At 43.6% G+C, this 12,906-nt stretch carries 12 protein-coding genes; 4 read left to right on the top strand and 8 right to left on the bottom strand.

The window, feature by feature from the left end; all coding sequences use genetic code 11:
* Positions 1-292: 292 nt before the first annotated feature.
* Together ACXLDX_RS13145 and ACXLDX_RS13140 are read right to left on the bottom strand one after the other, a co-directional pair.
* Positions 293-1,021 (bottom strand): DUF2238 domain-containing protein, encoded by a 729-nt coding sequence (locus ACXLDX_RS13145; RefSeq protein WP_457577645.1) that lies wholly within the window; start codon positions 1,019-1,021, stop codon positions 293-295.
* 402 nt (positions 1,022-1,423) lie between these two features.
* Positions 1,424-2,218, bottom strand: coding sequence for an alpha/beta fold hydrolase (locus ACXLDX_RS13140; protein WP_457577644.1), 795 nt, complete (start codon positions 2,216-2,218; stop codon positions 1,424-1,426).
* A 630-nt stretch (positions 2,219-2,848) separates the two neighbouring features.
* Between ACXLDX_RS13140 and ACXLDX_RS13135 the strand changes: the two genes are divergently transcribed.
* From ACXLDX_RS13135 to ACXLDX_RS13120, 4 genes are all read left to right on the top strand, one after another.
* Entirely contained in the window at positions 2,849-4,003 is a 1,155-nt protein-coding gene (locus ACXLDX_RS13135; RefSeq protein WP_457577643.1) for a serine hydrolase domain-containing protein, read from the top strand.
* Between the two features lie 555 nt (positions 4,004-4,558).
* Positions 4,559-5,014, top strand: coding sequence for an RT0821/Lpp0805 family surface protein (locus ACXLDX_RS13130; protein ID WP_457577642.1), 456 nt, complete (start codon positions 4,559-4,561; stop codon positions 5,012-5,014).
* A 524-nt stretch (positions 5,015-5,538) separates the two neighbouring features.
* Entirely contained in the window at positions 5,539-6,366 is an 828-nt protein-coding gene (locus tag ACXLDX_RS13125; protein WP_457577641.1) for an EFR1 family ferrodoxin, read from the top strand.
* 142 nt (positions 6,367-6,508) lie between these two features.
* Positions 6,509-8,008, top strand: a complete 1,500-nt coding sequence (locus tag ACXLDX_RS13120; protein ID WP_457577640.1) for a methylenetetrahydrofolate reductase C-terminal domain-containing protein — start codon at positions 6,509-6,511, stop codon at positions 8,006-8,008.
* Positions 8,009-8,014: 6 nt separating this feature from the next.
* On the opposite strand, the gene ACXLDX_RS13115 is transcribed toward ACXLDX_RS13120, so the two are convergent.
* Genes ACXLDX_RS13115 through ACXLDX_RS13090 form a run of 6 tightly spaced genes read right to left on the bottom strand, consistent with a single transcriptional unit; the run spans position 8,015 to position 12,620 of the window.
* Positions 8,015-9,034, bottom strand: a complete 1,020-nt coding sequence (locus ACXLDX_RS13115) for a hypothetical protein (RefSeq protein ID WP_457577639.1) — start codon at positions 9,032-9,034, stop codon at positions 8,015-8,017.
* A complete protein-coding gene (locus ACXLDX_RS13110; protein WP_457577638.1) occupies positions 9,021-9,278 on the bottom strand; it encodes an anti-sigma factor family protein in 258 nt (85 codons plus the stop codon). Before ACXLDX_RS13110 ends, ACXLDX_RS13115 begins: the two co-directional genes overlap by 14 nt.
* A gap of 13 nt (positions 9,279-9,291) precedes the next feature.
* Positions 9,292-9,891, bottom strand: a complete 600-nt coding sequence (locus ACXLDX_RS13105) for a sigma-70 family RNA polymerase sigma factor (RefSeq protein WP_457577637.1) — start codon at positions 9,889-9,891, stop codon at positions 9,292-9,294.
* Between the two features lie 29 nt (positions 9,892-9,920).
* The gene (locus ACXLDX_RS13100) at positions 9,921-10,799 is read right to left on the bottom strand and encodes a hypothetical protein (RefSeq protein ID WP_457577636.1); all 879 of its coding nucleotides are present in this window, start codon (positions 10,797-10,799) and stop codon (positions 9,921-9,923) included.
* A 9-nt stretch (positions 10,800-10,808) separates the two neighbouring features.
* Positions 10,809-12,137 (bottom strand): glutamate synthase-related protein, encoded by a 1,329-nt coding sequence (locus ACXLDX_RS13095; protein ID WP_457577635.1) that lies wholly within the window; start codon positions 12,135-12,137, stop codon positions 10,809-10,811.
* A 3-nt stretch (positions 12,138-12,140) separates the two neighbouring features.
* Positions 12,141-12,620: a cytochrome P460 family protein gene (locus ACXLDX_RS13090; protein ID WP_457577634.1), complete on the bottom strand. Its 480-nt coding sequence runs from the start codon at positions 12,618-12,620 to the stop codon at positions 12,141-12,143.
* Positions 12,621-12,906 lie beyond the last annotated feature (286 nt).

The following is a 12,906-nucleotide window of genomic DNA, read 5'->3' as shown; positions in this document are numbered from 1 at the left end:
AGTTGTGGAAACCGTTTTTCTATATGCCCGTTCGACTATAGATAAATGAATTATTCTCTGAACAAATAGTTTGTGCCTGTCCATAGTTGGTCTTTTTGCCGATATCTGCATTGCTCGAAAAAAAATCCTCATTTCTAGACAGACACCAACTAGGCTTTGAGCCACTGGAACTTAAGCAAGACTACTCTCACACCCATGGGATTACATGAATCAATTTCAGCAATTATCCGTTCTAAAGTTTCGGATTTATCTCGGTACGAGGATTAATTCACTATGATTTTGAAATAATACATTATTGTTCATCTTTACTTTGAATGAGACGCATAATTTCATCCTCTCCTAGAGGTTTTTTGTTTTTTATGGATAGGCTGTCAATCCACTCTTCACGAAAATTTTTTTGAATGCGCAGATTAAAGGCGAGGGTAATGCTCATAGCTACAAAAGCTCCTAAACTTGCCAGTGCCATATCTTTATGGGCGTCCCAAATATCACCTTGTGTGCCTAAGTATGCAACCCCCAGGTCGCCACCAAATATCTCTGCTGCACCCCACTCAAATAATTCGAATATCATGGAGGTTGCCATAGTTAATTTCAATGGGAAAAAGTAAGCCCAGAATCCCTTAGAATCAGCAATTCTGCAATAAAATTCTTTAATTGGATAAACCAGTAAAGCACCAAATGAAAAATGAACGAAACGATCAAAATTATTGCGCTCCCACCCCATGAATTCATTAAGACTAAAGCCCATCGTATCAATAAAAAATTGATCATATGGAACTCTTGCATAAGTATAATGTGCCCCGATTTCATGTAAGCACATGAAGAGAAATATAAGGGTATAGGAAATTCTTGATAAAGTGAATTTTTTATAAGATAAACCGAGAACAATCACAAAGATTATTGCAAGAAAATTCTCCAGAGCCCAATCCATTCTGTCATGAGTTGATATTGAGAGGAGAAAAAATTCAACACTAAATAATAGTGCCAGTATAGCTAAATATTTATGGTGTGAAATTTTCATGATTGTATTCTTATGAGTAAGCTTGTATCTTGCACCCTTAACGATCTCACTCACATTGACACAGAGCGCAGCCACTAGTTCTACTGATTTTCAAGCGTTTTCAATACCTAAATATCTCCCGGGAGGATATTAAGTGCTGTCAAAAAAAAAGATGCATTGTCGCTGTTGTATAAGAAAGCGAAACTGCACCATACTGTAGGTAGTCAGCCAGCCGATGAGTAGCATCTGCTATTGCTGAAATCTCACCTTCACTCACAGATGGCTATGAAAGGGGAAAAACTCCTGTCGTATTGTCACTCTGTGGTTGGTTGAAATTAAGAAGTGTCTGTCTACCGAATATGCTAAATCTGTAAATCTAACACCACTTTGCTACCGTCGGAAACGGGTCGGAAAAATGCTGCGTTAGACAAGTTTTCTGAGAAATTGCAAAATTACTTGATTGAAACCATCTGGATTTACTAAATTGGAAGGATCTGACGAGTTCTTCAAGATTATAAATTTCGAACGTTGGATACTATTTGCTATCTTTCGATTTGTTTCTATAAACGTTTGTCCGAATTGATCACCAACTATTACCAGCACAGGAATTTGATCTCCATCTATCTTTCCAATTGCATCAATTTTGTTGATCGCCTTTCTTGCTAGAATCAATTGATCAATATCTACCTGCAAACTCACTTGAAGAAAATACTCTCTGGCCTTGTATGCAAATGGTGCATTGTATGCTAATACTACCCCTTTTGTCAAAATCCTACTGCTCAATATTTTACAAACTCTAAAACCAATCATTTGCGATAACCCGAAAATCTTTTCCCGAAAAGTTTTCAGTTTCCCAAACGTATCGGATACAATCAACCGGCTTACCTTTTCGGGGTAACGCATGGTAAATGATTGTGCGATTACTCCCCCCATACTTACCCCAACAAAAATGCATTTCGACAACCCTTTTTTATCTAATATTTCAATTATTTGACTTTCAAAATCTCGTAATTCTAATGTATCCACTTTGGATGATTTTCCGTGTCCCAATAAATCAGGAACCAAAACATAATACCCATTTCTTGAAAACATCTGGATTTGTGGCTCCCACATCTTGTGATCTGCTCCAAGCCCATGCAGAAGGATCATCGCTTCATTATTGGAATTACCAGCTTCCATCACAAAAGATTTTGTTCCATCTGGATTTTCTAGTAACATTGTCTTTCTGAGTCCCAGTTCAACCTCTTTCCCGGGCTAATGACTGAAGGGATAACCTCAATAACTCATTTCAAAACGCTAAGAATGGGGAACTATTCAGACCACTATATCGGTAGATGAAGATAAAGACTGTTGTGATTATGCTATAGAAATGTAGTGCATCTCAAGAAAGAGCAACGATTGCCATATTCAGTCAGCTATTGCATAAATATCATCGATTAACATCCAGCCGGTACCAATTCAGCCATCAGGTATGTGATGTCCTGAAATACAAATATATAACAAAAAATCTACAGATTTTTTCTGCATTCACACTATTATTGAGTAATGCCCGATTAAAACTTGCACATAACGACTTGTAATACAAGTAAAAATGAAAGTTATACCTTTATTTTTAAGTGCTACTCGTTTTGATGGGATGCTCCAATAGGAAGCATTTATGGAGGCATTCAGATCACCAAATGATTCGAGTGTTCTAAACTTCTTCCTTCGCAATATGATGAGTGTATGGTAAATGCCACCAAATTATACGACGAGTATGATCGAGACCGAAAATAGCCTTTAACCAAGTAAGGATACCGTTAATCAAACTTGATTTGCAACTCTATAAATATATTAATTGGGATATATATGAGAATAATTATTGCTTGTTTTTTTGTATCAGTAATAACTGTTATGACAAGTTGTGCAATAGCACCACAAAGATCATCGATATATAGAGGGCTGCCTAAGCATCTGCAACCATCTTTAGATGCTTTTCCTGCCCCCAATAGTTATGTTTTTAACCAGAAATTAGATGATTCAATGGAAAAAGAATTTAATCTAAAGGTGGATTATCTCTTTTTAAAGCATCACATAGCGGGAATTTCAGCGACAATTCTTGTTCCTGATAAAGGGATTTGGGAAACAAATAGAGGTTTTATATCTAAACCAGATAATATACTTGTTGATAGCTCTACGGTATTTTTTTGGGCCAGTGTGGGAAAATTAATAACCAGTACTATCGTTCATCAATTAATTTTGGAAGGTAAGCTTTCTTTTGATGACAAACTTTCTAAATGGTTTCCAGATATTCAGAACTCTAAAGAAATATCCATAGAACAATTACTCACACACACCAATGGAATTTATCCTTTCAATGCCGACCCTGATGTACACTCAAGCAACAAAAAATTTAGTCCTGAAGAATTTATAGAGATATCGAAATCTCATGACAATCTATTTGAACCAGGGGAATACTGGTCGTATACCAATACAGGTTATTTATTATTAACATTCATCATAGAGAACATAGAATCCAAGTCATTTAGTCAAGAAATAAGAGATAGAATTTCTATACCATTAAACCTGGAAACATTAAAAACACCTACAAAAGATGATACTAGTTTAGCTTTAGCCCATGATAAAGATACCGTTATATATAAGGATTATTCCGTTATTCTTGGTGCAGGTGGTATAGTAAGCAATTCAAAAGATATGGCTGTTTTTTTAAGCGCTTTATTGACAGGAAAAATAATTCCTATAAAAGACGTACACAATATGATGAAAGATCTGTACCCAATGTTTGACAAAGGCTTATATTATGGTAGAGGAATAATGCTATATGATTTCAATCAAACTGATAATATTTGGATAGGTCATTCTGGAGGAACAGAGAATTACAGAGCTATTCTCGCTTATGATGTACAGACAAAAGCAATTATTGCTATTTCAATCAATGAAAATATATCTGTAGAGTCTGTTGCATATAAATTAATTGAACTGATAGCTACCTTCAAAAAGTGAATCCACTTCGGCCAGTTTACCATCCCTTAAAATATCTCTGTATTCTTTTGCTGACTACGTATTAAACTCAGCCTGATACTTGTAGACTTAGGGTTGTGCCTGTTTTGTCAGGCGTATTTCAAAAATCACATTGTACCGGTTTGAAAATAATCTGGACCGAAACTTTTTCATTTGAATTCATTATCAATTGAGATTTCCAGTGATTTTTGACCGTATGCTAGCCTGATAAAGCAGGCACATCAACTAGTCGGCAGAGTTTCATGGATAATTACGGTCTTTTTAAATATCAGTTACAAATCTATAACAAAAAGTAGACAGACTTTTAACTGTATCCACACTATTATTAAGTATCACCAGGTAAGGTATTTGGCTGTGTTTTCGTTTTGATTTTTGCATTACCACTGCCTGTTCTACTGCTTGGGTAATTATGTTTGGCTTGGTACAACATAAAGCCAATCACAACAACAAGAATTTAAGTTCTTATATCAAAAAAAAGTTCATGATTGTAAATTTTTAAAGCATTTTACAATATCCATATTTTATACAGGAGAAAAAATGAACAAAATAACTCTTATCCTTCTTTCTTTCCTTGTTATTAGTCTCAGTTCCTGCGGTGACCAATTTTCCCAAGGTCAAAATGGTGCCGTGATGGGGGCAGCCGCTGGCGCCATCATTGGCCAGGCGATTGGGCGCGACAAAGAAGCAACTCTCATCGGTGCTGCCGTTGGCACCATGCTTGGATATATTATGGGCAACGAAATGGACAAATTCGACAGGCAGGAGCTAAACCAGGCATATGAATTTGGTAAATCCGGCCAAACCACCACCTGGACAAACCCGGATAGCGGCAATAATTACAAAATAACCCCGCAGCCGGTATACACGATCGCCACAAAACCAGACAGACTTTGCAGAATGGCTGAAATTGTTGCGACCATTGACGGAAAGACAGAAAAAACATACACTACAGCCTGCAGAAATGCTGCAGGCCAGTGGGAACTGCAAAACTAAACCATTTACCAACGCAAATTGCTTTGACAACAAGACAATTGATCCATGCCCGCCTTTTGGAAATAAACCTCCACGATGCGGGCATCTCTTTTTCATTCTATTTCTCTTCCAATCCACGTTATAAGCACGTTTCCCTGTATGCTAAGAACAAAGATATACATTTTTCTGGCATGAAAATCGATTCCACAATATTATTTATGATGTTTTGTAAAAAATGTCATTGTCTGACCTCCTTTAATAGAAAAAAAATGGCGGTTAACACCTCCTGTTTTGACGTGTTTTCTGCGTAATCCATAACTATTATCAATCGCATTAAAATGACGGCAAAAACTTAGCGGTTTTTTAAGGTGGTTGCTCTGCTTGTAATCTGTTGGTAATTTAAAACGTATTGCCACATATTTTTGCGCTCAGAAGGTCGATGAGGATATCGAAGAGTAAAAAGAAAATATACTGAGATGTTCTCTTAAAAGAGAAACAGGACCAAAGAGTTAATACATGAATTCAGTTTACGATAGGGAAGGAAAATGAATATAAAATCAGTAGGATGTTTATTTTTTTCTCCGACAGGAACAACCAGAAAAATTGTCGAAAGCATTGCTGAGGGAATGAGGTGTGAGCAGATAGAATTAATGGATTTTACTAAACGATCCCAACGAAAAAACGGTTCATTTGATTTTTCTCATGATCTTATAATTATCGCTGCTCCTGTATATTATGGCCGTGTTCCCGAAGAGATTGTTCCTTTTCTGAAATCCCTCAAAGTGCGGGATAAACCGGCTGTAATCGTGGTTGTGTATGGGAATCGTGAATATGATGATGCACTTCTGGAACTTCATGATATCTCAATGTCTCAGGGGTTTTGCCCGGTTGCTGGCGGGGCTTTCGTTGCTGAGCACTCCTATTCCAGCTCTGCTCTGCCAATTGCACCTGCAAGGCCTGATACGGATGATATTCGGATGGCACAACTGTTTGGAACAAAGGTTATGGATAAGCTGAAAGCGGTTGATGCCGATGATTCTTTACCGATGATTACTGTTCCTGGCAATTTTCCGTATAAAGAACCAGAAAATCTGCAGATGCTCAAACAAGCACGAAAAACCTTGTCTTTTACACCAGAGACTGATCTGGATAAATGCATTCAATGCGGTCTCTGCGTCGAAGTCTGTCCCACTGAAGCGATTGATAGAGCGGATGTATCAGTTATTGACAGATGGCAGTGTATAATATGTTTTGCCTGCATTAAAAACTGTCCATCAGGAGCAAAGCAGATGGTCGAGCCGCACTTTATCGGAGCTGTTGAGCGGTTACAGGTAATATGCCAGCTGAAGAGAGAACCTGAAATATATCTATGAATAATCAGTTTCGGTAATGGAATATATCAATATTCAGAATTAACAATTTCGTATTTTTCCTCCAAAATGACGGCAAAATATGTTACCACTATGTGGTACACAGTAAACCGCTTTCCCGTTTTTTTTCAGGAGGAATTCCGCCATGCGTTCTTTAAATGATGCCCTGTCAGATCCGCATAAATTTGTAGTCACCCTGGAACTGGTTCCGGGGAGGGAGTCAAGTGGCAGGTCCATCGGGACCATACATTCCATCTGCCGGGATGCCGCTGAAGATGGCAGAGTGACCGCTGTTTCCATAACCGACAGTCCAGGTGGAAATCCGGCTCTCAGCCCTGATGTCCTGGGAAGTGAAATCCGGTCGTACGGTCTGGATGTGATAGTTCATTTTACCTGCAGAGACACCAACAGGGTGGGGATGGAAAGCCGTGCCCTGCAGCTTGCCCATATGGGAATGAAAAATATCCTGGCCCTGACCGGTGATTATTCGGGAAAAGGATTCGGCGGTCGCGGAACACCCGTCTTTGACTTTGATTCCGTTGTCCTGACTTCAATGCTGAAGGATCTTAACCGGCGGTTGATAAAAAGCGGTCATTCCGAGATTTTTCAGATCGGATGTGCCGTTTCTCCTTTTAAATACACCGAAGCCGAAACCTGGGTTCAGTATAAGAAGCTGGATAGAAAAATAGAGGCCGGCAGTTCGTTTGTCATCACCCAGCTCGGTTATGATGTCGGCAAGTATGAGGAACTGTTGCGATATAAGGCGCAACAGGGAGACAGCACACCGGCGCTTGCCTCCCTTTATGTTCTTGACAACCGCTCGGCCAGGCCGATGCACGCCGGCAGGATTCCGGGAGTCCATGTTTCCGAAGAACTGTATAACAGGGTTATGGATGAATGGTCCGTGGAAGGTGAGGGCATGAATCATGCCATTGAGAGAAGTGCCAGGCTGGGTGTTGTTCTGAAGGGGCTGGGTTATCGGGGGATTCATATAGGAGGGATCCACAGGAGTTTTGCCGATGTCGCGGCCATTCTGGACAGGATGGAAGAGTTGGAGGACGACTGGCAGCAGTTTATCCCTGAGTTTGATGAAAAACGTAAAGGCTTTTACCTGTATGAAAAAAGGGAAGAAGAAAACGGGGCCGTGTCTCAGTCCGCTCCGGTTAACGGCAAACTGATCGACAACTGCCATTATCTTTTTCTGCGCAAGGCCCATGACCTGTTTTTTGATAAGGGCGCGGCAATGGCTCCGGTTTACAGGAAGATTTCAAGTTCTCTTGACAGGAAAAATATGTCCTGGGTTTTGAAACGGGTAGTGGAGGATCCGTTTAAGAAACTCTTTCTTTCCTGCGAGAGCTGTGGGGACTGCGGCATACAGCATGTGGGGTTCCTCTGCCCGGAGTCAGGCTGCCCGAAGCATACCCGGAATGGTCCATGCGGCGGCAGTAATAACGGCTATTGTGAAGTCAATCAGGACAGGCTTTGCGTCTGGGTAAGGGCTTATCATCGTATGAAGAGACACGGGGAGGCGGAGCAGTTGTCCCGCGAGTTTATTCCTCCCCGGCAGTGGGAGTTGAAGGGCAGTTCCTCGTGGATCAATTTTCATCTGGACAGAGACCACCAGGGCCGGAGAAAGGCGGCGTGATACCTGCTAAAAACTGAAGACCTGGTCAAACATGCTTTCGTTGGCGTTGTAGCCGAAAGTCGCCTCCAGAGTAACGGTGATTCCCGGGTTTACCTCTCTGTCATGGTCTTCCGGAAAAGTTACCTGGGGAGCGACCTGCAGGACGAGCCAGTTACGATAAAAACGCTGCCGATATTTTACCCGTATTTGGAAATCAGTCAGTTTGTGGCTTGGATCAGTTCCGTAATACAACCCGGTTTCGTACATCAATGCCCTGTCTTCCCGCAGGATCTGGTAGAGTCGGAATTGCTGGGCGTGGGGGATCCCCGGTTCATTTTCCAGCAGGTTTACTGAGGTGGTAGAGCGGAACAGCCACTTATCGGAGATCCGGGTTTCGAGGTCGTAGGAAGCACGGTTTTCCCAGCCGTCATCAGTATAATACCGTAATCTGTCGGTGAAGCGACCCTGCCAGTTGTTCATGTTATGTAACAGGCGGTAGCGAAGGCCCGCATATGCATAATTCCAGGAAATACCGCCGGTGGTGGAAATATTGTATTTTTCCGTTTCCTTGAGGAAGTATTGCATGGCCAGGGAAAGTTCATTTCTGCCAGAGTCCCTGCTTCCCTGGTGTGGTGTGAGTTCGTTGTCGATTATTTTGAGTTCATCATCGTCGTCTGAGGCCCGGATCAGCAGGTGGACCTTGTTTTTTAGCTTGGGGAGCCTGATACGCAGTCTGATGCGCGGTTTGAATTCAAAATTGTTGTTTCTGCTGTACCCCGTCAGAAGTTTTAACGTCCCCCTGCTGGTATTCTCTTCCTCCAGGGCCCTATCATCATCAAAGAAAGAGTCAATCCAGTCTGCGGCGTCCGCCAGTACTTTCGATGCCTTCTGCTGGGAATCATCAAGGGATTGTTCCTGTTCGGCACTCAACAGCGGGATATCATCTCCCGGACCAGAGGGTGCTGGTGGCGGAGCTGCCTGGGACGATGTAGAGAAGAAATAAAACAACGATGGCAACAGTAAATAGAAAACTTTAATCTGTCTCATTGGTCAGTTCCTTTGCAATTCGTTCGCGGGCTTCTTCGGACAGGTGGTGGATGGTGGTAGTGTTGGAATTGTCTTTGCGGAGCAGTGAGCGGATAAGCAGCAGTTGTTTTCTGTAACGTCTGCAGAGAACACACATCGTCAGATGAAGGCGGATTCCTGTTCTTTCATAAAAGGTTATCCGTCGATCCATGGATTCGGAGATCAATTCTGATGTTTTTCTGCAACTTAATATCCAGTGAAGCATTACGGTACCGTTTTCAGGCAAACCAGGCTGATTCAAGACAGCGCCTGAGCAACATTCTTGCCCTGTAGAGAATAACCCAGCAGTTGTTTTTTTTAATTTTCTGCATACTGCATATTTCGTCTGTTGAGAAGCCCTGCATTTCCCGCATGGTGTAAGTTCGTGACAGGCTTTCAGGCATCTCATCCAGACATCTGTGGATAACGGAAAGCAGTTCCCTGCTTTCATAAAGCCGGGCCGGATCTTTCGACCAGTCGGTCGGTTTCACTTTCCATCTCTCCCTTTCATCAAAGAGACTGTCATCGCTGAAGCTGTCAAGGTTTTCATCTCCCTGTTCGGGAGTTGATTTCCTGTAGTGGTCGACAATTTTATTTCTCAGAATCCCTGTCAGCCAGGTTTGAACCGCAGATTTTCCTGAATAACTTTTCCGCGAACGGTAAGCGGCAAGTAATGTTTCCTGAACAAGGTCCTCTGCGGTAAAAGAATCACGGACACGGATGCGGGCAAAACTGTAGAGAGCATCGCCATACTTGTGCAGCCATGTCAGTGGATTGTTTTCCAGGATATTTTCCATTGTCATGATTTTTGTTTTACGCAGTTTTGACCAGCATATCATGAAAACGGGTAGTGCACATCATTTTTGAATCAGTCTTGTTCCTTTTTTGGGCCCAAATATGTTATTATTTCCGCCTTTTCATCCTTTGAAAGAAAGGTTTCGTCATCCATTGTGGCGATCATTCTGTTGACCGTGGCCGTCCATTCGGTAAGCGTTTTCCGGGCACTGAAAACCCTGTCCAGGGTGTGGCAGACTGTGCATTTTCTGGTCACAAGGCTTTTGCCGATAAGTTTGATTGGATTTGTTCCCGTGAGAGCCTGCCGGTTTTTCTGCTGGGTGGTCAGGTAATGCAGAACCTGTTTAATATCAAAGGTTGAGATGTTAGGTGTATCCATCGTCGCCATTCTGTTAATAGTTCCGGTCCAGCCCTTTTCACTTTTAAAGGCCCGGTACACTCTTTCCAGACTGTGGCATTTACCGCATTTTCTGTTCATTATCGCTTTGCCCAGTTCCAGGTCCAGGACATCATTATCATGGGCCGAGAGAGTGGTGTAGGTGAGATCTTTTTTGTGGAGAAGATAATAGCCGGCGGTGATTCCGCTCAGTCCGAAGGAGAGGGTCAGGATGGTAAGGCCAATGATCGGAAGTCGTGAGCTGAGGGCCGGGTGCCGTTTGACTATCAAAATCTTGGTGAGAATCAGGGGGACCAGGATCAGGGACATCACAATATGAAAAATCGTTCTGGCACTCAATTCTTCCTGCAGTCCGGCAACCTTGCTGATCATGAATCCCAGCATCACGGCAAAAAGTGATATATAGAGATAACCAAGTATCCTGTGCAGGGTGATCCATGCTGATTTATTGCCATGATCTTCAGTGCGCCCGGTTATTTCAAACATGATGAAAACGGCACTTCCCCCGATCAGAACGAATAAAAGGGCAAGAAATGATGCCGTATAAGGTTTCATCGGAGTTCCTCAGGCCATGGGGATGCCGGTGATTCTCGACAGTTCGGGATCAAGACTGGCCAGGTCTTCCCGACAGAGTTCACCGATGGATGATTTTGAGCAGATCCGGCAGATATTTTTTATTTCCTCTGTGGCGGCGGAAATAAACCTGGCCACCCTGGCCGCAGCTTTTTCCACATGCAGCCGCCTGGTGAGGTTTCCATCCTGTGTGGCAATTCCGTAGGGGCAGCTGCCGAGGTGACATTCCCGCAGATAGGTGCAGCCCAGGGCGATTTTCAGGGCGCCTCCCATGTAGACACCGTCTGCCCCCAGGGCAAGTGCTTTGGCAATATCTCCGGGGGGGCGTATTCCACCTGCGCAGATGAGAGTAACCCGGTCACGGAGTTTTTCGCGGTCAAGGAAATCACTGGTACGGGGCAGGGAGTAGATCAGTGGCAGGCCCACATGATCTTTGATGGTGACAGGGGCCGCCCCCGTGCCTCCTTCACCTCCGTCGATGACCAGGACGTCGGGGATATTTTTCTGACGGAATATGGCCTTGAGATCCGCCTCAAGGTGACCCCCGACAATTTTCACAGCAATGGGTTTTCCGTCGGTCAACTGCCTGAGTTCTTTTATTTTGTCCGAAAGATCAGACGCGTTGTGTATGTCAGGATGAACGGCGGGGGAATGGGCCGTTTCTCCTGCAGGAATATGTCTTGCCGCAGCAATTTCCGCAGTGACTTTTATTCCCGGAAGTTTCCCGCCCATGCCCGGTTTGGCTCCCTGGGAAAGTTTTATTTCTATCATATCGGCCAGTTTCAGCCGCTCTTTATTGATACCGAACCGGCCGGTGGAATACTGGAGAGTAAGACGTTCGGCAAGTTGCCTTTCCTCATCCAGCATGCCACCTTCCCCGGTATTGGCGATTGTCCCGGCCAGGGATGACCCGAGGGCGAGGGCCATCTTGGCCTCCCTGCTCAACGCTCCATAGGACATGGCGGCATTGAGCACGGGAGTCTGGAGAGTGACCGGGATTTCCGCCTTTTTACCAAGAATTACAGTTGTTGTTACTTCCGCCTCTCCATCCAGGGGGAGCCTGTCTATCTGGGAGGGGAGAAAAAGCAGGTCGTCCATGCAGAGGAATTTTCTGCCGCTTCCCTTACCCTCCAGACAGACCTTCCCCGTTGCCGCCATGGAGTGGATCAGGAACCTGGTTTTACTGTCCCAGCAACCATAATTATCCGCTGTGCTGTCAGGCAGGAATACCTGGGCGGAACTGTTGCAGACCGGGCAGAAATGGAAATTGATATTCCCTGAATGCAGGTATCCGCAGACGGGACAGCGATAGGTTGTCATCCCCTATTTGAATTCGTGGACCAGAACATAATCGTTGGCAACACGGGTTGCGTGGCAGCCGATACATCCGCCGGGTTTGCCCGCTTTCAGGGTTTTACCGCGGGCGCTGTACTTAACCCAGAACCAGTCCCCGTCTTTGGGGTTGTACCCTTTGATCTTGTACATAACCGTGATGGCTTTGAGTTCATGGGAGGGACTGTAGTTTTCCTTTACTTCAATGGCGCCGAATTTCAGGGGGGCGCCGGTTGACTCCAGGGCCTGTTTGTTGACAAAGACCTTGTGCAGGGGAGCGTGGGGAGCACGACCTTCCTGCATACCCTTGTGGTCCGGCCAGTAATCCCAGTCCGTATAGGGTGAAACTTTGGAAATATAGTGCCAGAGGGCATCACCGTCCGGTCCCGGCATATCCTCGGCCATGGCCATGAAACCGATGGAAAGCATCATTGTCAGCATCATACATCCTGTGAGAATCCTTTTTTTCATACATATCTCCCTATGTGAAGTTTTGCGACAATTTCCCAATTTCAATTGTCTTAAAGATGGTCCTTATAAGATTAGTCGTTGGAAAAAGAAAAACCTTACAGTTCCGTGGAGAAAAATTTCTGAATCCCGTTCCCGGTAGGCCTGACATGAAAAAAGATCTTAGCGTGATGGTCTGTAACTGTTTTGAAATCTGAGGGGGTAATGCCGGGGGAAAAGCTGTTGACTTCTATTTTAGTGTTTTGTAGCATATAATCTGCTTTCAGTATGTGTCAGCTGAATTGAAATA

The organism is Desulfomarina sp. (assembly GCF_054039375.1).
The sequence above is the reverse complement of the archived record's forward strand: the minus strand, read 5'-3'. Positions and strand labels throughout refer to the sequence as shown.

Coding starts and splice junctions, on each gene's coding strand:
- ACXLDX_RS13145 (WP_457577645.1), bottom strand. CDS start 1,021: ATGAAAATTTCACACCATAAATATTTAGCTATACTGGCACTATTATTT.
- ACXLDX_RS13140 (WP_457577644.1), bottom strand. CDS start 2,218: ATGTTACTAGAAAATCCAGATGGAACAAAATCTTTTGTGATGGAAGCT.
- ACXLDX_RS13135 (WP_457577643.1), top strand. CDS start 2,849: ATGAGAATAATTATTGCTTGTTTTTTTGTATCAGTAATAACTGTTATG.
- ACXLDX_RS13130 (WP_457577642.1), top strand. CDS start 4,559: ATGAACAAAATAACTCTTATCCTTCTTTCTTTCCTTGTTATTAGTCTC.
- ACXLDX_RS13125 (WP_457577641.1), top strand. CDS start 5,539: ATGAATATAAAATCAGTAGGATGTTTATTTTTTTCTCCGACAGGAACA.
- ACXLDX_RS13120 (WP_457577640.1), top strand. CDS start 6,509: ATGCGTTCTTTAAATGATGCCCTGTCAGATCCGCATAAATTTGTAGTC.
- ACXLDX_RS13115 (WP_457577639.1), bottom strand. CDS start 9,034: ATGAGACAGATTAAAGTTTTCTATTTACTGTTGCCATCGTTGTTTTAT.
- ACXLDX_RS13110 (WP_457577638.1), bottom strand. CDS start 9,278: ATGCTTCACTGGATATTAAGTTGCAGAAAAACATCAGAATTGATCTCC.
- ACXLDX_RS13105 (WP_457577637.1), bottom strand. CDS start 9,891: ATGATATGCTGGTCAAAACTGCGTAAAACAAAAATCATGACAATGGAA.
- ACXLDX_RS13100 (WP_457577636.1), bottom strand. CDS start 10,799: ATGAAACCTTATACGGCATCATTTCTTGCCCTTTTATTCGTTCTGATC.
- ACXLDX_RS13095 (WP_457577635.1), bottom strand. CDS start 12,137: ATGACAACCTATCGCTGTCCCGTCTGCGGATACCTGCATTCAGGGAAT.
- ACXLDX_RS13090 (WP_457577634.1), bottom strand. CDS start 12,620: ATGAAAAAAAGGATTCTCACAGGATGTATGATGCTGACAATGATGCTT.